Source organism: Tessaracoccus caeni, assembly GCF_029211185.1.
GTDB lineage: Bacteria > Actinomycetota > Actinomycetes > Propionibacteriales > Propionibacteriaceae > Arachnia > Arachnia caeni.
In genome coordinates this window covers 103804-125093 of sequence record NZ_JARGDO010000002.1, presented here as the reverse complement: position 1 = coordinate 125093, position 21290 = coordinate 103804, and the positions used below count along the sequence as shown (strand labels likewise).

Below are 21290 nucleotides of genomic sequence, written 5' to 3'. Positions count from 1 at the left end.
TGACATGAGCGCTTCCGGAGCCGGCCAGCAGCCCTTCCTCAATGAGGAGACCGTCGTCATCGTCGCGCCCACCCAGGTGTGGTCGGCCCGGAGCGGCGACTACTGGTCGAGCCCCATCCACGGCCTCTACCATGCCGACTGGCGCCTGATCCGCTCCGGTGAGCTGCGCGTCGACGGCCGGCCGATCGAGCTGGCCGGTGTGGCGTCGGGGCCCGGCAGCCTCACGGTGCGCGGGCTCGCGCGCAGCCTCGACGACGACACCCCCGACCCTCGCGTCCTCATCGAATGGCACCGCACCGTCGCCGCGGGGGCGGTCGAGGAGCGGGTGCGCGTCGTCAACGGCCTGGCGCATGCGGTGCGGGTGCCGATCGAGCTGGCCTTCGAGATCGAGTTCGCCGAGATGCAGACCATCAAGGCCGGCCGGCATGTGCCCGCGCCGATTGCGGTGGAGATGATCGACGACGAGGTGGTCGCCACCGACGGCCCCCGCGTGCTGCGGCTGCGGGCTCGTGGCGGGCAGTTGTCGCTGAGGGAGCGCCGGGTGTCGGCGTCCGTGGTGCTCGAGGTGCCGGCCAGAGGCACTGCCGAGACCGCCGTGGCCATCGAGGTGGCCGACGCGGATGCCGTCGTCGGAGCGGGGGAGGGGACGATCGCGGATCTGCCCCCGAGCGGAGACGCCGCCCTCGATCGCTGGGCCGCACAGGCGCTGGCCGATTGCCGGGCGCTGCTGCTGGACGCCGGCCAGGGCCCCTTCGTCGCGGCCGGCACGCCGTGGTTCCTCACCCTCTTCGGCCGCGACTCGCTGATCACGGCGCGCTTCCTGCTGCCGGTCTCGACGCAGATCGCCGGCGCCACCCTGCGCACGCTCGCGGCCCGGCAGGGCACCGTCGTCGACTCGAACACCGCCGAGCAGCCGGGCAAGATCCTGCACGAGGTGCGGGCGGGCGTGCTCGAGGTCGGCGATGGCGTCTCGCTGCCGCCCGTCTACTACGGCACCATCGACGCCACCGGGCTCTGGGTGATCCTGCTCCACGACGCCTGGCGCGCCGGCTTGCCCGACGACGAGGTGCGCGCGCTGCTGCCGGCCCTGCACGCGGCGCTCGGCTGGCTGCGCGACGACGGCTGCCCCGACGAGTCGGGTTTCCTCAAGTACCTCGACGCCACCGGCCACGGGCTGGCAAACCAGGGCTGGAAGGACTCCGGCGACTCCATCCGGTTCCGCGACGGCAGCATCGCCGAGGGGCCCATCGCGCTGGCCGAGGTGCAGGCTCAGGCCTGCCTCGCCGCCGAATGCGGGGCGGTGCTGCTCGATGCCTTCGGTGGCGACGGCGCCCCCTGGCGCGACTGGGCGGAGGCCATGCGAAGCCGGTTCCGCGAGCGGTTCTGGGTGGAGCAGGGCGGCGTGCGCTTTCCGGCCATCGCCCTCGACGGGCAGGGGCGCCCCGTGGATTCCAAGACCTCCAACATCGGCCAGCTGATCGGCACCACCCTGCTCAGCCCCGACGAGGAGGCCGCGTTGGCCGACCTGCTCGTCGACCCCGTCTTCGCCTCCGGCTTCGGGCTGCGCACCATGGCCTCCGATGAGGGCGGCTTCTGGCCGCTGTCCTATCACTGCGGCAGCGTCTGGACCCATGACACGGCCGTCGCGATCGAGGGCCTGCTCAAAGCCGGCCTGCGGGATCAGGCGAAGGTGCTGGCCGGTCAGCTGCTGCGCGCCGCCGACGCGTTCGGTTCGCGGGCGCCGGAGCTCTTCGCGGGGTTGAGTGCCGACGAGGCGTCGTCGCCGGTCGCGTACCCGGCGTCGTGCCGTCCTCAGGGGTGGTCCGCCGCCGCCGTCGTCCCGGTGTATCAGGCGCTCACGACGTAGCGGACCCCTGCGTCTTGCCGGAGGTCTGAGCCGGCAGGGGCATCGACGGCCAGCGGGCCTGGAGCGCGTTGCGCAGGTCGCGACCGCTGAGCGTCGTGACGTAGTTGACCACCATCGCCGCCGCGAACAGCAGCAGACCCGCGGTGATCGTCGTGCGGAAAGTACCCAGCAACGGGCCGAAGATCGCGTTCGCGTCGCGATAGATGCCGGCGAAGCTCGCGACATCCCAGGTGGCCAGGGCGATCCCCGTCGTTCCGAGGCAGAGGGCCGCCCCTGACAGCGCCGCGAGCGCCTGGGCGGCGAGGGCCGGTGCGATCGACGAGTGACGACGAAGGACGGCCTCGACCGGACGTTCGGCGGCGGGATCGTTCACGGCCGACCAGAGCATGCGCTGCTCGCGGGTGTGCGCCACCGCGCGAAGGATCGTGCCGAGCAGGCCCATCGCGACGCCGAGGACCACGAGCACCGCGGCCCAGAGCACCAGCTGATCGACGAAGACCTCCGTCCCGGCGGAAAGATCCCCTCGGTCACCGAGACGACCACCGGGCCACGTCTGGGCATGAGGGTGGCTGATCAGCAGAGCGCCGTAGATGAACAGCGCGCCGACCCCCGCCACCGGAGCGCTCGCTCCGATCAGCGCGCCGGCCGTCCTCGCCACGACGCTGCGTCCGCTTCCCCGCTCGCCTCGTCGGTGGGCCGCCTTGGCGCCCGCGCTCTGGGCCGTGCGCGCGATCTCCTCCGCCTGGCTGCGGTGACGCGAGGGCCAATGGGTCAGAATCTGATTGCGCCGGACCTCCTGGGGCGGCGCGACGAAGGCCGTCAGGGCCCAGTACCCCGCGAGCAGGACGGCGATCCAGGCCGCCGGAACCGCGATGACGAGCCAGCCATGCTCGAAGTAGTTGAGCGCCAGCACGGGCAGCCCGATCACGACGAAGAGCCCGAGGACGGCGCTGTGGGACAGCGCGAGCCACCGATAGATCGAACCGGGAGGAGAGGTCACCTGAGCGAGCTGGTCCGGATGCGGAACCCGGTCCTTGGGGGCGCCGGAGTCGGCGGCGCGCACCAGAGCGCGTCCCGTCGCCACTTGTGCCATCACCTGGATCGCGGCCACCAGCAGCCAGGCGGCCAACCCGCCGAGGACGAGAGGCACCATCGCGAAGCGGAAGAAGAGGTCGAGCGCCTTGGTGAGTTCCCGGCTCGGGATGACCCCCTCCTCGCCGACCAGGCCGATCGCGAGAATCAGGGCGAACAGGATGCCGACGCCGGCCAGCATGGGCAACAGGGTCCGGGTGAGCGCGATGGTCAACTCGCCGGGAACGCTCAGCGGATACTCCACCCAGTGCGGGTGCTCCTCCCGTGCGGGCGGCGTCGTGGGACTGCTCACAGAGCGTCTCGATCAGCGATGCCGAACCGCTACGCCCCGACCTCCATCGGGTCGGAGCCGATGCGCACGCCGGTGTTGGCCGCGTCGATGGCCGCCCGCTGCGCAGGCGTGAGCGTGAAGCCGAACACGTCGAGGTTCTGGCGCTGGCGATCCGGGTTCACCGACTTGGGCAGGGGAATGAACCCGCGGTCGAGATGCCAGCGCAGGATCACCTGGGCCGGAGTGACGCCGTGCTCGGCGGCGATCGCGACGACGTCGGGATGCGCGAGATCCTGGCTGTGGCCCAGGGGGCTCCAGGCCTCGATGGCGATGCCATGGTCGGCGCACTGCGAGATCAGGTCGTGGGGCTGGAAGGTGGGATGCAGCTCGATCTGATTGACGGCGGGCACGATGCCGGTGTCGTCGATGATCGCGTCCAGGTGGTCCGGCAGGAAGTTGGAAACGCCGATGCTGTGGGTGAGGCCCTCGCTGCGGAAGTCGATCAGCGAGCCCCACGCGTCGAGGTACTCGAAGCCGCGCGCGGGCGCGGGCCAGTGGATCAGGTAGAGGTCGACGTAGTCCAGGCCCAGCTTGGTGAGGCTGGCCTCGATCGCCGCGCGGGCGGCGGTGCGCGTCAACGAGTCGAACCACAGCTTGGTGGTCACGAAGATCTCCTCGCGAGGGATGCCCGACGCCGCGATCGCGCGCCCGACTCCCGCCTCGTTGCCGTAGATGAAGGCGTCGTCGAGGTGCCGGTAGCCGGCCTCGAGCCCCGCGAGCGTGACGGCCTCGGCCTCGTTGTCGCCCACCTGCCACAGCCCCAGCCCGATCTGCGGGATGGCGTAGCCGTCGTTGAGGGTGATCTGGGGCACTGCGTTCATCTTCTTCTCACACCTTCCATCGCGTGTGTGCCCCATTCAACACCCTTTGTCAGACATGAAAGAATGATGCCCATGCTGTCTTTGCCCGCTCTGCTGGACTCGCGTGTGCGCGCCGTCACCGGCGTCGACCCCGAGATGCGTCCGGCCACCAAGCCCCAGTTCGGCCACTTCCAGTCCAACGTCGCGCTCCGCCTGGCGAAGGACGCGGGCAAGCCGCCGCGCGTGGTGGCGCAGGAGATCGTCGAGCAGCTCGATATCACCGATCTGTGCGAGCCGCTGGAGATCGCCGGCCCGGGCTTCATCAACTTCCGGCTCAAGCCGGAGGTGCTGGCGGGCGCCGCCACGGCGCTGCTGGAGGATCCGCACGGCGGCATCAACCCGGCGGCCTATCCGCAGCGCGTGGTGATCGACTACTCGTGCCCCAACGTGGCCAAGCAGATGCACGTCGGGCATCTCCGCACCACCATCATCGGCGACTGCTTCAACCGGGTGCTCTCCGCGATCGGTCATACCGTCGTGCCGCAGAACCACATCGGCGACTGGGGCACCCAGTTCGGCATGCTGATCGAGGAGGTGCTCGACGAGGGCATCGACGCCGGTGCCCTGACGCTGGCCGACGCGGATGCGCTGTACAAGCGCGCCGCCGCGCGGTTCCGCGAGGACGAGGAGTTCGCCACCCGCGCCCGGGCCCGCGTCGCGCTGTTCCAGGGCGGCGACGAGCAGTCGCTGGGCATCTGGCGCCAGCTCGTCGAGATCTCCAAGCCCGCCTTCAACGAGGCCTACCGCCGGCTCGGTGTGCTGCTCACCGACGATGACATCGCCGGCGAGTCCACCTACAACGACGACCTGCCGGTGCTCACCAAGGAACTCGAGGACTCGGGCGTCGCCGTCGAGGACAACGGTGCGCTCTGCGTCTTCGTCGAGGGCTTCGAGGCGCCGCTGATCGTGCGCAAGTCCGACGGCGGCTACGGCTACGCCACCACCGACCTGGCCGCGATTCGCCGTCGGGTCGGTCAGCTGCACGCCGACCGCATCATCTACGTGACCGACGCCCGCCAGGCCGGCCACTTCGCCCAGGTCTTCGCGGCCGCACGCAAGGCCGGCTTCCTGCCCGACGACGTGGTGGCCCAGCACGTCGGCTACGGCATGGTGCTCGGCCGCGACGGCAAGCCCTTCAAGACCCGGGATGGTTCGGCCGCGACGCTCGAGTCGCTGCTGGACGCCGCGGAGGAGGAGGCCGCGCCCAACATCGCGCTGGCCGCCATCAAGTACGCCGACCTCTCGACGGGCCTGCAGAAGGACTACGTCTTCGACGCCGAGCGCATGGTGCAGACCACCGGAGACACCGGCCCCTATCTGCAGTACGCGCACGCCCGCGCCAGCCAGATCCTGCGCAAGGCCGAGGCCGAGAAGATCGGCTACGGCTCCGTCGTCGTGCTCGCCGAGCCCGCCGAGCAGAACCTGGCGCTGATGCTCAGCCGCTTCGGCGAGGTGGTCGATGAGGTGGCGCACACTCTGCAGCCCCACAAGCTCTGCGGCTACCTGTACGACCTAGCGGTGGCTCTGTCCGCCTTCTACGAGGCCTGCCCGGTGCTGAAGTCCGAGGGCGAGGTGCGTTCCTCCCGCCTGGCCCTCTGCGCCGCCACCAAGCAGGTTCTGTCCAAGGGCCTGTACCTGCTAGGAATCGACGCCCCGGAGCGGATGTAGTCCCTCACGCTCCCACGCTCGTCGGCCGCCGGTCGCTCACCTCGAGGCTACGGCTCTGGGCTCGTTCCGGGTGCTCATACGAAAGTCTCCTCTTTCCCGCCCCACGGCGTCCGCGAAGCAGCCCGCAAGCTGAGGAGCGAGGTACGAGCGTCTCGAAGTACGCCCCAGCGCCTCCGCACCTCGAAGAGCGTGGGGAATCACGCTCTTCGAGGTGCGAGGCCGTTCGCGGCCGAGCCTCGAGGAGAGCCAGGCCTCAGCTCTGGGCGATCGCGGAGGTGTAGGACGGGGTGGTCGGGAGATCCTGCATCCAGGCGGCCTGGTAGGCGTGGTAGGCGTCGGGCTTTCCGGGCCAGGTGTCGAACTGGACCTCGTTCGTGACGCCCAACTCGTGGTGCCAAGAGCCGCGCTCGTGATCGATCAGGTAGCGGTCGGCGTAGTCCCACCAGCGCTCCAGGTCTTCCGCATGGCGCTCGTCGTCGGTGACGCGATGCAGCACCTCGGAGGTGTTGATCGCCTCGCACAGCACCCAGTGCATCCGCGCCCCGACCACGGGCTTGCCCTGCCAGTCGGTGGTGTAGACAAAACCGTCGGCGCCGTCGGCGTGCCAGCCGTCGGCGACCGCCCGCTCGGTCAGTGCGACGGCGGCCTCGACCAGTCCTTCGGGGGCCTCGTCGCCCAGGCTCTCGTGCACCGCGACCAGCAGACGAGCCCACTCCAGGCCATGGCCGACGGTGGCGCCGTACGGCTGGAAGGGGTGCGCGGGCTCGTCGGCGTGGAACTCGAGCATGGGCTCCCAGCTCGACGTGAAGTGCTCGGGGATGCGCCACTCGTTGCCGCGCGCCCAGCCGGCCACCGTCGCAGCGATCCGGCCGGCGCGACGGTGCCACAGCTTGTCACCCGTGACGTCGCCCGCCGCCAGGTAGCACTCGACGGTGTGCATGTTGGAGTTCACGCCGCGGTAGGTGCTGAGCTCGCTCCAGGTGGCATCCCATTCCTCGACGGACAGCCCCACTTCCTCGTCCCAGAACCGCTCGCTCTGGGTGGACAGCGCCAGCTCCAGCAGCTCGTCGGCGCGATCAAGCCCGGCGACCTTGGCGCTGGTGGCAGCCAGGATCACGAAGGCATGCGCGTAGGCCATCTTGGTGGACAGCAGCGAACCATCGGGGTTCACTCCCGCGAACCAGCCGCCGTTGACGGTGTCGCGCAGCGGCCCGTCGAGCAGGGCATCGACGCCGTGCTGGGCGAGCGCCCGCAGCGCGTCCGCGTCGGGACCACTTTCGGCGGGAGCCTCCCCGGCCAGCAGGCCCATCGCGAACACGTGCGTCATCCGGCAGCTGATCCACAGCTCCACCGGACGCTCAGGCGTGATCCGCCCTTCCTCGTCCAGATAGCCGAACCCGGCCTCGTGTCGGGAGCCCGCCGCGAAGCGCAGCAGGTCGGCTCGTTGGGCAATGCGGTATGCGGAGTCTCCAGGCGTCATGAGCCACATCCTAGAACCCATGCGCGTCCGAGAAGCCGTCTTGCGCAACTCCGCTGCCCACGAGGCCGGTGGAGGGATCAGCCGGCGGGGAAGCTGATCATCCACTCCAAGCCGTAGCGGTCCATGCAGATGCCGAACTCGTCGCCCCACACCTGCTTCGCCAGCGGCATGCCGACGGAGCCGCCGTCGGAGGAGAGCTTCTCGAACCAGCTGGTGAGCTTCTCCCGGTCTTCGGCCTCGCCGGTCACCGACAGGTAGTTGCGGGTTCCGCCCCACGTCGTCTCCGCTCCCGGCATGGCGTCGGAGGCCATGAGCGAGAACGACGAGGTGGCGAGATGCGCGTGCATCACGCCGTCGGCGGGCATGTCGTCGCCCATTCCGTACTCGCCGAAGGTGGAGATGGTGAGCTCGCCGCCGAAGATCGACTGGTAGAACTCCATCGCCTCGCGGGTGTTGCCGGCGAAGTTCAGGTAGGGGTCCAAGCTGATGGTCATTGTGGTTCCTTTCGTCCGCTGATCACGCTACGCGGAGGGTCTGACCATTTCGCCGACAGTCGGCGTGAGTCAGCCTTGGCTAGGGCGCAACAGCGGGTAGAGGATCGTCTCGCGGATGCCGACTCCGGTCAGCAGCATCACCAGGCGGTCGATGCCGAGGCCCATGCCGCCCATCGGGGGGACGCCGTATTCGAGGGCCTCGATGAAGTCGTGGTCGAGCTGCATCGCCTCGGGATCGCCGGCGGCGGCCTTCAGTGACTGCGCCACCAGCACGTCGCGCTGCACGACGGGGTCGATCAGCTCGGTGAAGCCGGTGCCGCACTCCATGCCGCCGATGATCAGATCCCAGGCCTCCACCTTGCCGGCCTCCGTGCGATGCGGCCGGGCCAGCGGCTGGGCCAGCGACGGGTAGTCGCAGACGAAGGTGGGCTGGATCAGCGTCGGCTCGACGATCTCGCCGAACAGCTCCATGGCCATCTTGCCGGCGTCCCACTGGGGGTTGTATTCGATCTCCCGCTCGTCAGCCAGCTCGCGCAGCCGCTCGACAGGCGTTTCGACGGTGATCTCCTCGCCGACGGCGTCAGACAGACCGGGGTAGAAGGACAGCCACGGCCATTCGCCGTCAAGGTTCACCTCGCCCTTGGCCGTGCTCACCTGGCGGGAGCCCATCGCGTCGGCCGCTGCGACGACGATGTCCTGGGTGAGGCGGGCGATGGTGCTCTGATCGCCCCACGCCTGGTAGGCCTCGAGCATGGTGAACTCGGGGGAGTGCGACGAGTCGATGCCCTCGTTGCGGAACACCCGGCCCATCTCGAAGACGCGGTCGGCGCCGCCGACCATGGTGCGCTTCAGGTGCAGCTCCAGCGCGATACGCAGCGACATGTCGATGTCGAAGGCGTTGAGGTGCGTCTCGAACGGGCGCGCCGCGGCGCCGCCGTGCACCAGCTGCAGGATGGGGGTCTCCACCTCGAGGTAGTCCTGGCCGTAGAGCGTCTGCCGGATCGACTGCGTGATCGCCGAGCGCGTGCGGATCATCTGGCGGGCCTCGTCGCGCACGATGAGGTCGACGTAGCGACGACGCACGCGGGCCTCCTCGGAGAGGTCCTTGTGCAGCACGGGCAGGGGGCGCAGCGCCTTCGACGCCATCCGCCACGACGAGGCCATGACGGACAACTCGCCTCGCTTGGAGCGGATCACGCGACCCTCGACCCAGACGTGGTCGCCCAGGTCGACGTCGGACTTCCAGGCCGCCAGCGCCTCGTCGCCCACCTCGGCCAGCGACAGCATCACCTGCAGGCGCTCGCCGTTGTCTTGCGGAGTGAAGGCATCCTGCAGCGTGGCGAAGGCCAGCTTTCCGGTGTTGCGGATGAACACGACTCGGCCGCCGATGGAGACGACGTCCTGGCTCTCGTCGCCGGGCTCGGGCAGCTTGGCGTCCCACCCGGAGCGCACCTCGCTCAGCCGGTGCGTGCGCACCAGATCAGCCGGGTAGGCCTCGGTGCCGCTCGCCAGCAGGCGGGCGCGCTTCTCTTTGCGGACGGCTGTCTGCTCGGAGTCGGTGGGGAGGAGGGCGTCGTCAGTCACGCACGGCATCATACCGGCGACCATCGGGCTGTCCGAAAGCCGAAGGACCGCGCTCGCCGGCCCGTCGTATGGGGCAGTGGCCGATTTCCGGCATCAGACACCGAAAAATCGGCCATTGGCCGATTTTCCTGGAATGAGCCGGGGAGGGCGGGGGGGGGGGAGCCAGGCGGGTAGTGGCCGATTCTCGGCACTAGACACCGCAAAATCGGCCATTGGCCGATTTTCCTGGTTTGGGTCGGAAGAGAGTTCCGAGGGTGGGGGAGGGAGGGGGGTGGGGTTACTTCCACTGGGTGAACAGGCCCATGCTCACCACGACCAGTCCCATGGCGATGCCGATGTTCCAGTTGCCGAGCGCGCGCATGAAGCCGATGTCCTGGCCGGCCAACTGCGAGACCACGAGCCACACCACACCGAGCAGGGCCACCACACTGGCGACGACGGGAACCCAGCCGCGATCCGAGGAGGCCAGCTTCACGCTGTTCTCCTGATGCTTCTCGCCAGCATCGTGGATTCGCTTCTGCTTCTTCTTGTCGGACGCGGTCTTCCGCGCCTTCGATTCCGGCACTGATCCTCCTAGAGTCGCGCACAAGCATAACCCGACCTCCTGAGAAAGCTATTCGCCGAGGATCCTGGCGAGAGCGGGGAGGGCACCACCTATCCGCAGGACCGCCTAGGCTGGGGGAATGGCTGGCATGGTGGAGCGGATCCGGGAGCGGCTTGCGCCCACCTCCGTCCAAGAACGGCGCCGGACGGTGCGCGGGCGGATCACGACGGTGGCGGTGTGCGTCGTCGCGGGGGTCATGATTACGGTCTCCGCCATCGCCGCACGCGGGTACGACCTGCGCGGCGACCGCGCCTCAGACCTTCGCGCCCTCGCCGAGACCCAGCATCACCGAGTGGCCGAACTGCGGGACGAGGCCGAGCAGCTCAGGGCCGAGGTCGAGAGGCTCGGAGCGCAGCAGCTGGTCGACACCCAGCTGCAGGACCGCGTCGACGAGGCCGCCAAAGAAGCGCTGACCCTTCCGGTCGCCGGGCCCGCGATCCGAGTCACGCTCACCGACGCCCCCGTCGACGTGAAACCCGCCGGTGCCGACGATGACGACCTGGTCGTGCATCAGCAGGACATCCAGGCCGTGGTGAACGCGCTCTGGGCCGGTGGCGCCGAGGCCATGACCATCCAGAACCAGCGAGTGATCTCGACGACGGCGGTGAAGTGCGTGGGCAACACGGTGGTTCTCCACGGCGTCCCATACGCACCGCCCTACGTGATTGTCGCCGTCGGAGATCAGGAAGGCATGGAGTACGCGCTCGGCGAGAGCGAGGCCGTGCAGATCTACCAGCAGTACGTCGCCGCCTACGGCCTGGGTTACAGCCAGGAGCGGCTGGCCCGCGTCGACCTCCCGGGATTCAGCGGCCCGCCGGGTCTGAGCCACGCCCAGGTTCTCGGTCCGTAGCCTCGAAACGGGCTGGCCGGCAGCCGGGGAACAGTCCCTGCGGAAGGGTGCGCTGGCTCTTTTCGAGGCTCGGCCGCGGGCGGCCTCGCACCTCAAAGAGCGTGGTCGGTGCTGCGCGCTGGTCCTGATTGTCGAGGCTCCCCGCCTCAAAGAGCGTGGTGGGCCCTACCGGACGGAGATGGCGACCAGCGGGGCCAAGTGGGCGGCTCGGGCCGGGGCGTCGGTGTCGCCGCAGTCGGAGAGCCAGTTGGCCAGCATCTGGTAGCCGCCCTCGGTGAGCACCGACTCCGGGTGAAACTGCACGGCCTCCACCAGCTGCTCGCGATGGCGGATCGCCATGATGGTGCCGTCCTCGGTGCGGGCGGTCACCTCCAGCACGTCCGGCAGGGTCTCCGGCTCGGCGGCCAGCGAGTGGTAGCGGGTGGTGGTGACCGGAGACTCCAGCCCACGGAACACCCCGGTGCCGGAGTGCCGCACCGGCGAGGTCTTGCCGTGCAGCAGTTCCGGCGCGCGCCCGACGACGCCCCCGTAGGCCACCGTCATCGCCTGCAGGCCGAGGCAGACGCCGAACAGCGGCTTCACGCCGGTCAGCTGACGCACTACCTCGACGCAGACCCCCGCCTCCTCGGGCGTGCCAGGCCCGGGGGACAGCAGCACGCCGTCGAAGGGCTCGTACCACCCCGGCTCGGCGAACCGCGGATCGTCGTTCCTCCACACCGTCACCTCGGCCCCGATCTGAGCCAGGTACTGGACGATGTTGTAGACGAAGGAGTCGTAGTTGTCGATCACCAGGACGGAGACCGACGCCGGCTCACTCACCGTCGCCCTCGCCCGTGTTCTGGTTGGGATCGTCGGTTCCGGGGTCGTCGGTTCCGGGATCCTCGTCCGGCGGGGGCTCTTCCTGCGGGGCGATGGCGACGTTGATCTCGATCACGGTGTCGGGCGAGACGGACTCGCCCTGGCTCCGGTTCTGCCAGAAGACCAGGCCCTCGGTGACGTTGGCATTGAGCACCTCGCGGACCTCCGGCTTGTTGGCGAAGCCCGCATCCTTGAGTGCTTGCACCGCTTGCTCGGTGGTCGAGTTGATGAGGTTGGGAACCGTGACCATCTCGGCACCGGTGGAGACGGTCACCGTCACCGTCGAGCCATAAGGGGCGGGCGTGCCCGAGCCCGGATTGGTGCGGATCACCCGATCCTCGTCGACGCTGTCGCTCGACTCGGTCTCCCGATCCACCACGAAGCCGAGCTCACGCAGCGTGCTCTCTGCTTCGTCGTAGGTGACTCCCTCCAAGCCTTCGGGGATCTCCACGTCGGCCGGGCCGGTGGAGACGACGAGCGTCACCTTGTCCCCCGGCTTGAGCTCCTTGCCGGCGTCGGGCTCGCTGCGGATCACATGGTCTTTCTCGACGTCGTCGCTGGGGTCTTCGGCCCTGACCGCCTCGAGATTGACGGTCTTGAGCTTGGCTTCCGCCTGCTCGAAGGTGAGACCCTCCAACCCGTCGGGTACGGCGACCAAACCTGGCCCCGTCGAGATGAAGAGCGTCACGGTGGAGCCCTTCTCGGCGGACTGCCCCTCAGCGGGATTGGTGCCGATGGCGTAACCCTCGTCGATCTCGGGGTTGGTCTGCTCCTCGATATCGGGCACGAGGTCGACGTCCTTGAGCGCCTTCTCCGCGGCCTCTTGGGTGAAGCCGGCGACCTTCGGCACAGCGACCGAGGTGGGGGCGCTCGGGTTGAGCAGGATGTAGACGGCGCTCGCCAGGGCCGCCACGAGCAGCACGGACAGGATGATCAGCGTCGCCTTCAGACCGGTGCGCTTGGGTCTTTCCGCCTCGAGCTCGTCGTCGCCGCCGTCCCCGGCAGCCGGTACCACGGCGGTGGGCACGGCCGCCCGGCGCGCGGTGGTGGTGAGGGGATCGCTGGCGATCACCTGGGTGGCGGCTTCGGCGGGGAAGGACGCGGCCATGGCGGCGACGGGGCGGCCGGCAAGGGCGGCGGCGATGTCGTCGCGGAACTCGGCGGCGTCCTGGTAGCGGTCGCGCGGATCCTTGTTGAGCGCCTTCAGCGTGATGGCGTCCATCTCGGGTGTCACCTCGGGGTCGCGCTGCGACGGCGGCACCGGGGCCTCGCGCACGTGCTGGTAGGCGACGGAGACGGGAGAGTCGCCCTTGAACGGCGGCTCGCCGACGAGCAGCTCGTAGAGCAGGCAGCCCACCGAATAGATGTCGGAGCGGTTGTCGACCTTCTCGCCACGCGCCTGCTCGGGAGAGAGGTACTGCGCGGTGCCGATCACGGCGGCGGTCTGGGTCATGGTGGCGGAGGTGTCCGCGACGGCGCGGGCGATGCCGAAGTCCATCACCTTGACGCTGCCCTGCGGGGTCAGCATGACGTTGGCGGGTTTGATGTCGCGGTGGATGATGCCGGCGCGGTGGCTGTAGGACAGCGCGTCCAGCACGCCCGAGGTGAACTCCAAGGCCCTCGACGGCAGGATCCGGCGGCCATCGCGCAGCACCTCCCGCAGCGTGATGCCCTCCACCAGCTCCATCACGATGTAGGGCACCATGACGTCGGACTTGTCGTCGCGCTCCTCGCCGGTGTCGTAGACGGCGACGATGTTGGGGTGGTTCAGGCCGGCGGCGGACTGCGCCTCGCGGCGGAACCGGGCTTGGAAGGTGGGGTCGCTGGCCAGGTCGATGCGCAGCCGCTTCACGGCGACGTCGCGACTCAGGCGCGTGTCGTGCGCCCGCCATACCTCGGCCATTCCGCCACGACCGATGATCTGGTCGAGTTGATAGCGGCCGCCGAGGAGCGCTCCAGGCTCAGTCATCGCACGGTTCCTTTCGCAGTTGCCCCCACATATTGTGCCGGGTCGGGCGCCGAATCAAGTTGAGAAAAGCAGGGAATCATCGCAGAGCCTCCACCACGGACTTGAAGATGGGGGCGGCCAGGCGACCTCCCGAGATGTCGTCACGGGCCACGTCGGCGTTCTCGACGAAGGCCACCACGGCGACCTTCGGCTCCTTCGCGTAGCCCACGAACCAGGCGTAAGGGGGCCTGTCAGGGGCGCTTTGCGCGGTGCCCGTCTTGCCGCCGACGGTGAGCCCGTCGATGCGCGCCGGCCGGCCCGTGCCGTCGTCGACCACCGTCTCCATCATCTGCTGCAGCAACTGCGCGTTGGTGCGCGACAGCGGCTGCGACAGGCGCTCGGGCTGCTGCGAGCTGACGACGGTGAGGTCGCGGTTGGTGACCGTGCTCACCAGATAGGGCTTCATGGCGACGCCGTCGTTGGCGATGGCGGCCGCCACCTGCACGATCTGCAGCGGCGACGCGGTGACGTCGAACTGGCCGATCGCCGAGAGCGCGGTCTGGGCCTCGTCCATCTCGGTGGGGTAGCCGCTGGTGGCCGCCGCGATGTCGATGGTCTGTTCCTGGTTGAACCCGAAGGACTCGGCCATGTCGCGGATCTTGTCCTGACCCAACTCCAGGCCGAGGCTGGCGAAGGCCGTGTTGCACGAGGTCTTCAGCGCCTGCTCGAGCGTGACGGTGGTGCCGCCGCAATCGGTGGAGTTGCCGATGGAGCGCGACGAGTTGGGCAGCCGGAACGACGTGGGCGCCTCCAGCTCGGTGCCGGGCAGCTTTCCGTCCTTCAGGGCGGCCGCGGCCACCACCAGCTTGAACGTGGATCCCGGGGGATAGATCTCGCGGGTGGCGCGGTTCTTCAGCGGCTCGTCGGGGTCGTTCAGCAGCTCGTCCCAGCTCTCGCGCACGTCGGAGAGGTCCAGCGACGACAACCGCTCGGGATCGAAGGTGGGGGTGGAGACCAGGGCGAGGATCTCGCCGGTCTCGTAGTTCATGGCGACGACGGCGCCGCGCTTCTTACCCAGCGCGGTCAACGCGGCCTGCTGCGCGGCGGGGTTGAGCGTCGTCGAGATGCTCGCGCCCTGGGACTGGCGGCCGGAGAGGACATCGAGGGTGCGCGTCACCGACATCGACGCGGCCGTGCCCGAGAGTTCGGGGGCGTAGTACGCCTCCAGGCCGGAGCGACCGTACTCGTAGGCGTACCAGCCCGTCACCGGCGCCCACAGCCGGCCGTCGGGGTAGCTGCGTCGCCAGGGGAAACGGTTGGATTCGGTCTCGGTGCTGACGGCGATGGGGTCGTTGCCGACGAGGATCGCGCCGCGGTACTGGGCGAACTCGGCGTCGCGCACGCGACGATTCAACGGGTGCTCGTTGAGGGCCTCGGTGCGGCCCACCGAGATCCACGTGGTGTTGATCAGCAGTGCCGCCATCATCACCGCGACGAAGATGCTCACCTTGCGCAGGGGTCCGTTCATGGCGCGATCACCGTCGTCTGGTCGTTCATGCTGCGGGCATCGATGGGAGCGGCGGTGGCGGCCTGCGGCATGCGGGCCCGATGCGAGATCAGCAGCAGCAAGGCGACGATGATCCAGTTGGAGATCATCGACGAGCCGCCCTGGGACATGAACGGCGTCGTCAGGCCGGTCAGCGGAAGCAGCCGGGTGATGCCGCCCAGGATGATGAACACCTGGAGCGCAAAGACGAAGCTGAGGCCGCCGGCCAGCAGCTTGCCGAAGCCGTCGGGCACGATCAGCGCGCTCTTCAGGCCCCGGGCGGCGAGCAGCGTGTAGAGCAGGATGATCGCCATGAAGCCGACGATGCCCAGCTCTTCGCCGAGGCTGGCGGCGATGAAGTCGCTCTGCGGCAGCGGGGTGAGCTGCGGGCGACCCTCGCCCCATCCGCGGCCGAACAGCCCGCCCCAGGCGAAGCCGAACTGGCCCTGGATGATCTGGTAGTTGCGGTCGTAGTCGCTGAATGGATCGAGCCAGGAGCTCACGCGGCGCGGCACGTGGCTGGTGAACAGATAGGCCATCACCCCCGCCGCAAGGAACAGCAGGCCGCCGAGGATGGGCCACGCGGGGCGCTCGGTGGCGATGTAGATCATCACGGTGAACAGCCCGAAGAACAGCAAGGAGGTGCCCAGATCGTTCTGGTAGACCATGATCACCAGGGCGATGCCCCACATGATCAGGATGGGGCCGAGGTCGCGGGCGCGGGGCAGCGTCAGGCCCAGCACCTTGCGTCCGGCCAGGGCCAGCACGTCGCGCTTCTCGTAGAAGTAGGCGGCGAACGCGATGGCCAGGCTGATCTTGGCGATCTCTGCGGGCTGGAACGAGAACGAGCCCACCCGGATCCAGATCTGGGCGCCCATGGTGCGATGCCCCAGACCGGGGATCAGCGGGAGCAGCAGCAGGAACAGGCTGCCGATGAACAGCAGATAGGGATAGCGTTGCAGCCGCCGATGGTCGCGCAGCACGACGATCACGCCGACGAACAGCGACACCCCCAGCAGCGTCCAGATCAGCTGCGTCTGGGCGTATCTGCCGATGGGATCCGACGCCTGGTCGAGGCGGGCGATCATCGCCAGCCCCAAACCGTTGAGCAGCAGCACGATCGGCAGGATCAAGGGATCGGCGTAAGGCAGGACGAAGCGCACCACCAGGTGCACCACCAGCCCGGCGCCGAACCAGAGGCCTGCCACCAGCGGGATCTGCGCCGGGAACTCGCCGTGCAGGTTCAGATGCGTGATGATCCAGCCGGCGAAGCCAAGGCTCTGCGCCAGCAGGATGAGGGCGAGCTCGACGTTACGCCGGCGGCGGTAGACGATGACGTCGCCGGAGAACTCGGGTTGCGGGCTGACCGACATCAACAGGCTTCCGGATCTGCCTCGGACGACGCTGCGGGCGTCAACGGAGCGAGGTTGGTGGGGTAGGGAACGGCGGACTCGGGGCTCGACGTGGCGGGCTGGGCGGGTGCGCCCGTGGCGTAGGGGAGCTGCGGCACGGTGCGGCTGGCGGTGGGCGATGGCGAGGGCTGCGGGTTCGAGCGAGCGAGCCGCGTCGCGACGCACTGTTCCGCGCGCATCCGAAGCTCCCCGGCGGTGACCTGCGCCGCCGCCAGGTCGTCGACGGCGATCGTGTTGTTCACGTCGCGCTGGTAGTAGCGCGGCAGGTCGGCGACCGCGATGTCGGTGTCCTCCACCAGCGTGTTCAGCTCGTAGCCCAGCACCGTGCCGGGAAGGCCGTTGTAGATCGCCACGTTTCCGTCGTGGACCGCGACGAAGTAGCGGGTGCGGGTGAACGCGACGGCGCCCCAGGCGGAGCCGCCGAGCACCAGGGCCACGACGAGGATCGCGGCCAGCGTGCCCGGCCAGCGGCGCTTCGCCTCCCGTGGCGCGTAGCGGGCCACCTCGTCGGGGGGCAGCTCGCCGGTCTGCGCCGGAGGCGTCGGATAGGTGGAGTCGTGGCCGTCGGCGTTCGACGGGCCGGGGCTGATGCCGACCCTGGGAATGGTCACCTCGGTGGCCGAGCCCACCAGGATGGGGGCGGCGCGCTCGAGGTCGTCGTCGTGCTCGACCACCTCGCCCACCACGACGGTGATGTTGTCGTGGCCGCCCGCCTCGTAGGCCGCGTGGGCGAGGAACTCTACCGCCACGGCGACGTCGGGGATGGCGAGCAGGGTCGCGATGCTGGCGTCGTCGATCAGGCCGGAGAGCCCGTCGGAGCAGAACAGGAAGCGGTCGCCCGGCCGCACGTCCATCACGATCAGGTCGGGATCGGCGTCCATCTGGCCGTTCAGCACCTTCAGGATCAGCGACCGATGGGGATGCGTGGCGGCTTGCTCAGGGGTGATCCGGCCCTCGTCGATGAGCTGCTGCACCCACGAGTGGTCGTGGGTGATCTGGGTGAGCTCGCCGTCTCGCAGCAGGTATCCCCGGGAGTCGCCGACGTGGGCGATGGCCAGCTGCGACCCGTTGAACATGCCGCCGCAGAAGGTGGTGCCCATGCCGTCGAGGGCGTGATCGTCGTCGATGAGATCGCCCAGGCGGGCGTTGGTGCGCGAGATGATGCCCGACATCGCGCTCAGCATGTCCTCGGCGCCGGCGATCCGCCGATCGGAGCGGCTGGCCTCGACCGCCGCTACCGCGGAGGCCAGATCGCCGGCGGCCGCGCCGCCCATCCCGTCGCACACCAGCAGCATGGTGGGTGAGGCGTATCCGGAGTCCTGGTTGTTCTTCCGGATTCGCCCCACCTCTGAATGCGCCAGTGCCCTGATCGAATACGGGGCGGACGAGCGTTCGGCGGCGACCATCAGCTCACGCCTCCAGCCGCATCAAGGTCTTGCCGATGCGCACCACGTCGCCGACCGTGATCGGGACGGGCTCGGTCACGGGCTTGCCGTTGACGTAGGTGCCGTTGGTGGAGTTGAGGTCGTGCACCAGCCAGGTGGTCTCGTCGGTCTGGACGAGCTGCGCGTGGCGGGCGGAGGCGTAGTCGTCGTCGAGGAGCAGCGTGCTGTCGGCCGCCCGGCCCAGATTGATCGTCGACGACACCGGCACCGACATGCCCTGCAAGGCGCCGCTGGTGATGGCGAACCGAGTGGGGATCTGCGCCTTCTTCGACTTCTTCGACCGTCCGCGGTCAGCCGGCACCGCCGCGAGCGACGACGCGGGCACGCGCTTGCCGAACATATCGGTGCGCACCACATTGGCGACGAAGAGGATGAACAGCCATAGGACGGCGAGGAAGACGATCTTGATCGTCAGCACGATGAGGTCGGACATAGGCTCACGGCTCCGCGGGCGTGTGCACCAACAACCGTGTATTGCCCAGTTCGATACGGGATCCCTCGCCCAGAGTGGTCTTCGACACGCGCACGCCGTTGACGTGCACGCCGTTGGTCGAACCGAGGTCCTCGATGGTGATCTGCCCGCCGCTGCTCACGGAGATCATGGCGTGGCGGCGGGAGATGCCGGGGTCGTTGAGACGCAGATCCGCGTCGCTGCCCCGCCCGATCATCAGTCCTGGCGGGGAAAGCGGATGGCGCACCCCGTTGACCTCGAGGACGAGCTGCCTGGTGGCCGCGCGCGGAAGCTTGCTGGGCGCGTCGGGATCGGTGGCCTCGCTGGCGACGGTGAACTGCCCGGTGGGCAGCGTCTGATCGCAGTAGTAGGTGATGGAGATGGGCCCGTTGAAGACGTAGGTCCGCTCGGCGGCGTGCTCCCGGATGCCGGGGAGGATCTCCGCGGTGAGGGTCTTGGCGTAGGGGTAGAGCCGGTCGTAGTCGTGCGACGACAACCCGACGGCGAACTGGTTGGGCACGAGGCGCTTGCCCTTGCTGAGCAGCTTCGCTTCGGCGTCCAGCTCGCGCTGGATTCCGGCGGCGATCTCGACAGGCTGCACGTCGCCCTTGAAAGCACGTGCGAAGACCTTACCGACGGCCGATTCGATCTTCTTTTCGGCCTTGTCGAAGACTCCCATGCTTCCTCCCTTCTCGTTCCCGGCGTCTAGGCGGCACAGGCCACCTTACCTGGCCACCACTAATGGGGGCTTCCTGGTGCTTCCGACAGCTACCGCTTTGCCCAGTTACTGCTTCGCCCAGTGCAGGCTGGGCACGGCGTCGGCGAAGGCCTTCAGGAGGACGTCGGCTCCCTCCAACGCGCTGAGCGCCTCGGAGGCCAGCGCCTCGCCGACCTGGCGAGCGGCGTCGCGCACCTGCGGGGCGGTGCGCAGCGACTCCATCAGCTCGTCGCGCACCATGTTCCACATCCAGTCGCGCTGCTGCTCCAGCCGGTGAGCGGCGAGGCCGCCGGTGGCCTCCAGCTCTTCGCGGTGCTTCAGGACGGCGTCCCACACCTCGTCGAGGCCCTCGCCCGTGTAGCTCGAACAGGTGAGCACGGGAGCGCGGCGTTTGGCGTTGTCGGAGGAGATCAGCTTCATGGCGATGGACAGCTCGCGGGCCGACACGCGAGCGGCCTGCAGGTTGTCGCCGTCGGCCTTGGTGATGCCGATCACATCGGCCAGCTCGAGGATGCCGCGTTTGATGCCCTGGAGCTGGTCGCCGGTGCGCGCCACCTGGAGCATCAGAAAGGTGTCCACCATGCCGTGTACGGCCACCTCCGACTGGCCGACGCCCACCGTCTCCACCAGCACCACGTCGTAGCCGGCGGCCTCCAGCACCAGCATCGACTCGCGTGTGGCGCGCGCCACGCCACCCAGATGGCCGGCCGTGGGTGAGGGGCGGATGAAGGCCCGCTCGCTCATCGCGAGCTCGCCCATCCGGGTGCGGTCGCCGAGGATGGAGCCGCCGGTCTTGGTGGAGCTGGGGTCGACGGCGAGCACGGCGACGAGGTGGTCGCGCTCTTCGATCAGCTTCTGGCCCATCGCGTTGATGAAGGTGGACTTGCCGGCGCCGGGCACGCCGGAGACGCCCACTCGGAAGGCCTTGCCGGTCAGCGGTGCGATGCGTTGCAGCAGCTCGTGGGCCTGCTCGCGATGGGCCGGCTTCGTCGACTCGACGAGGGTGATCGCCCGCGCGATGTGGCCACGGACGCCCGACGAGATACCGTCCGCCAGCTCTTCCACGCTCAACCTACGCATGGCCTCCACCCTAACGGTCGCGGATGGGGCGGCGTCGGTCGGGCCAGCGGAAGAAGATCGTCTTCGACAACGGGATCATCGCGATAGGCACCAAGACACCCACGACGAACAGCACGGGGAAGATCACCCACCACGACGGCTCGAAGGGGCGGATGGCGAACCAGGCCATGCCGACCAGGGGGAAGTGCGCCAGATAGACCACGATCGAGTTGCGGCCCACGCGCTCCAGCCACTCGATCCGTGGCACCCGCGGTGCCACCCAGACGATGCCCGCGATGCCGAGCACCCCGATCGCGAAGTAGACGATGTCGAACTCGCGCTCGCCAGGATGAGTGGCGCTCCAGGCCCCCCACGCCGTCGCGCCCAGCAGCAGGGCCACCGGCAGATAGGGTTTCGTCTCCTGCCAGCGACGCACGAAGGTGGTGGCCGCGGCGCCGGTGAAGAAGAAGGCTCCGTAGTAGAGGATGCGGCGCGCGGTGAGAATGCCCGGCACACCCGCCGGCAGCAGCATGGCCACCAGCACCATCGGGATCGGCAGCACCCAGGCCGGCATCTTGAGGGTCAGCGGCCCGACGATGTAGCACGCCGCGAGCACCACGAGGAACCACATGTGGTGCGGCCCGCCGAGCCAGGTCATGGGATTGGCGAACTCCGACGGTGAGCCGAGGGTGAGCACCGTGATGGTGACCCACAGCACATACGGCCACAGCAGCGCCTTGACCTTGCCCTCGTAGTACCGCGAGGTGCCCTTGGACAGCGAGTGGCTGAGCAGCATGCCGGACAGGAAGAACAGCATGGGAATGCGGTACGGAGCCAGCGCGTCGCTGATCATGATGGCCCACCGCGGCATGCTGCCGCCGTAGATCGCCACCGTCGTCGGGATATGCCGGAACACCACGAGGAGGACGGCGGTGCCCCGCAGCATGTCCATCCAGCCGAAGCGCTCCCGCGCGCCGGCCGCCTGTTCTCCGTCGCTCACAGTCCTGGCCCTCCCCGAGCTCC

At 69.0% G+C, this 21290-nt stretch carries 18 protein-coding genes; 3 read left to right on the top strand and 15 right to left on the bottom strand.

What is annotated here, in order from left to right; all coding sequences use genetic code 11:
- The first annotated feature begins 4 nt into the window (after positions 1-4).
- A complete protein-coding gene (locus P0D62_RS02760) occupies positions 5-1867 on the top strand; it encodes a glycogen debranching N-terminal domain-containing protein (protein WP_275701091.1) in 1863 nt (620 codons plus the stop codon).
- On the opposite strand, the gene P0D62_RS02755 is transcribed toward P0D62_RS02760, so the two are convergent.
- Positions 1857-3251, bottom strand: coding sequence for a hypothetical protein (locus P0D62_RS02755; protein WP_275701090.1), 1395 nt, complete (start codon positions 3249-3251; stop codon positions 1857-1859). The two genes, P0D62_RS02760 and P0D62_RS02755, sit on opposite strands and share 11 nt — an antisense overlap.
- Before the next feature lie 29 nt (positions 3252-3280).
- Positions 3281-4111 carry an aldo/keto reductase gene (locus P0D62_RS02750; protein WP_275701089.1) on the bottom strand — a complete coding sequence of 277 codons (831 nt, stop codon included), beginning with the start codon at positions 4109-4111 and terminating at the stop codon, positions 3281-3283.
- Between the two features lie 72 nt (positions 4112-4183).
- On the opposite strand from P0D62_RS02750, the gene argS reads away from it, so the two are divergent.
- A complete protein-coding gene (argS, locus tag P0D62_RS02745) occupies positions 4184-5818 on the top strand; it encodes an arginine--tRNA ligase (protein ID WP_275701088.1) in 1635 nt (544 codons plus the stop codon).
- 253 nt (positions 5819-6071) lie between these two features.
- Here the strand turns inward: argS and P0D62_RS02740 are convergent, their stop codons facing one another.
- The 4 genes from P0D62_RS02740 to P0D62_RS02725 form a co-directional block, all read right to left on the bottom strand.
- The gene (locus P0D62_RS02740; protein ID WP_275701087.1) at positions 6072-7298 is read right to left on the bottom strand and encodes an AGE family epimerase/isomerase; all 1227 of its coding nucleotides are present in this window, start codon (positions 7296-7298) and stop codon (positions 6072-6074) included.
- Between the two features lie 77 nt (positions 7299-7375).
- Positions 7376-7792 (bottom strand): VOC family protein, encoded by a 417-nt coding sequence (locus P0D62_RS02735; protein ID WP_275701086.1) that lies wholly within the window; start codon positions 7790-7792, stop codon positions 7376-7378.
- Between the two features lie 69 nt (positions 7793-7861).
- Positions 7862-9376 (bottom strand): lysine--tRNA ligase, encoded by a 1515-nt coding sequence (gene lysS, locus P0D62_RS02730; protein WP_275701085.1) that lies wholly within the window; start codon positions 9374-9376, stop codon positions 7862-7864.
- 277 nt (positions 9377-9653) lie between these two features.
- On the bottom strand, positions 9654-9941 hold the full coding sequence (locus P0D62_RS02725) for a cell division protein CrgA (RefSeq protein ID WP_275701084.1): 288 nt from the start codon (positions 9939-9941) through the stop codon (positions 9654-9656).
- A gap of 118 nt (positions 9942-10059) precedes the next feature.
- Here P0D62_RS02725 and P0D62_RS02720 point away from each other — a divergent pair, with 118 nt between their 5' ends.
- Positions 10060-10830: a DUF881 domain-containing protein gene (locus P0D62_RS02720; RefSeq protein WP_275701083.1), complete on the top strand. Its 771-nt coding sequence runs from the start codon at positions 10060-10062 to the stop codon at positions 10828-10830.
- A 165-nt stretch (positions 10831-10995) separates the two neighbouring features.
- Here P0D62_RS02720 and P0D62_RS02715 read toward each other — a convergent pair whose 3' ends face one another.
- The 9 genes from P0D62_RS02715 to P0D62_RS02675 all read right to left on the bottom strand — a co-directional run bounded on the left by P0D62_RS02715 (position 10996) and on the right by P0D62_RS02675 (position 21267).
- Positions 10996-11649 (bottom strand): aminodeoxychorismate/anthranilate synthase component II, encoded by a 654-nt coding sequence (locus P0D62_RS02715; RefSeq protein ID WP_275701082.1) that lies wholly within the window; start codon positions 11647-11649, stop codon positions 10996-10998.
- On the bottom strand, positions 11642-13657 hold the full coding sequence (gene pknB, locus P0D62_RS02710) for a Stk1 family PASTA domain-containing Ser/Thr kinase (RefSeq protein WP_275701081.1): 2016 nt from the start codon (positions 13655-13657) through the stop codon (positions 11642-11644). The genes P0D62_RS02715 and pknB overlap by 8 nt, the downstream gene beginning before the upstream one ends.
- 76 nt (positions 13658-13733) lie before the next feature.
- Positions 13734-15164 carry a peptidoglycan D,D-transpeptidase FtsI family protein gene (locus P0D62_RS02705; RefSeq protein ID WP_275701080.1) on the bottom strand — a complete coding sequence of 477 codons (1431 nt, stop codon included), beginning with the start codon at positions 15162-15164 and terminating at the stop codon, positions 13734-13736.
- Complete coding sequence (locus tag P0D62_RS02700; RefSeq protein ID WP_275701079.1) at positions 15161-16555, bottom strand: FtsW/RodA/SpoVE family cell cycle protein; 1395 nt, start codon at positions 16553-16555, stop codon at positions 15161-15163. Before P0D62_RS02700 ends, P0D62_RS02705 begins: the two co-directional genes overlap by 4 nt.
- Entirely contained in the window at positions 16555-18000 is a 1446-nt protein-coding gene (locus tag P0D62_RS02695) for a PP2C family protein-serine/threonine phosphatase (protein ID WP_275701078.1), read from the bottom strand. Before P0D62_RS02695 ends, P0D62_RS02700 begins: the two co-directional genes overlap by 1 nt.
- Positions 18001-18004: 4 nt before the next feature.
- Positions 18005-18472, bottom strand: coding sequence for an FHA domain-containing protein FhaB/FipA (locus tag P0D62_RS02690; RefSeq protein WP_275701077.1), 468 nt, complete (start codon positions 18470-18472; stop codon positions 18005-18007).
- A gap of 4 nt (positions 18473-18476) precedes the next feature.
- On the bottom strand, positions 18477-19169 hold the full coding sequence (locus P0D62_RS02685; protein ID WP_275701076.1) for an FhaA domain-containing protein: 693 nt from the start codon (positions 19167-19169) through the stop codon (positions 18477-18479).
- Positions 19170-19274: 105 nt separating this feature from the next.
- Positions 19275-20288: a methylmalonyl Co-A mutase-associated GTPase MeaB gene (meaB, locus tag P0D62_RS02680; RefSeq protein ID WP_275701075.1), complete on the bottom strand. Its 1014-nt coding sequence runs from the start codon at positions 20286-20288 to the stop codon at positions 19275-19277.
- Between the two features lie 10 nt (positions 20289-20298).
- Complete coding sequence (locus P0D62_RS02675; protein WP_275701074.1) at positions 20299-21267, bottom strand: acyltransferase family protein; 969 nt, start codon at positions 21265-21267, stop codon at positions 20299-20301.
- Positions 21268-21290: the final 23 nt, after the last annotated feature.

Coding starts and splice junctions, on each gene's coding strand:
- P0D62_RS02695 (WP_275701078.1), bottom strand. CDS start 18,000: ATGGTCGCCGCCGAACGCTCGTCCGCCCCGTATTCGATCAGGGCACTG.
- P0D62_RS02720 (WP_275701083.1), top strand. CDS start 10,060: ATGGCTGGCATGGTGGAGCGGATCCGGGAGCGGCTTGCGCCCACCTCC.
- P0D62_RS02705 (WP_275701080.1), bottom strand. CDS start 15,164: ATGAACGGACCCCTGCGCAAGGTGAGCATCTTCGTCGCGGTGATGATG.
- P0D62_RS02700 (WP_275701079.1), bottom strand. CDS start 16,555: ATGTCGGTCAGCCCGCAACCCGAGTTCTCCGGCGACGTCATCGTCTAC.
- P0D62_RS02690 (WP_275701077.1), bottom strand. CDS start 18,472: ATGTCCGACCTCATCGTGCTGACGATCAAGATCGTCTTCCTCGCCGTC.
- P0D62_RS02735 (WP_275701086.1), bottom strand. CDS start 7,792: ATGACCATCAGCTTGGACCCCTACCTGAACTTCGCCGGCAACACCCGC.
- P0D62_RS02760 (WP_275701091.1), top strand. CDS start 5: ATGAGCGCTTCCGGAGCCGGCCAGCAGCCCTTCCTCAATGAGGAGACC.
- P0D62_RS02740 (WP_275701087.1), bottom strand. CDS start 7,298: ATGACGCCTGGAGACTCCGCATACCGCATTGCCCAACGAGCCGACCTG.
- P0D62_RS02750 (WP_275701089.1), bottom strand. CDS start 4,111: ATGAACGCAGTGCCCCAGATCACCCTCAACGACGGCTACGCCATCCCG.
- argS (WP_275701088.1), top strand. CDS start 4,184: ATGCTGTCTTTGCCCGCTCTGCTGGACTCGCGTGTGCGCGCCGTCACC.
- pknB (WP_275701081.1), bottom strand. CDS start 13,657: ATGACTGAGCCTGGAGCGCTCCTCGGCGGCCGCTATCAACTCGACCAG.
- P0D62_RS02685 (WP_275701076.1), bottom strand. CDS start 19,169: ATGGGAGTCTTCGACAAGGCCGAAAAGAAGATCGAATCGGCCGTCGGT.
- meaB (WP_275701075.1), bottom strand. CDS start 20,288: ATGCGTAGGTTGAGCGTGGAAGAGCTGGCGGACGGTATCTCGTCGGGC.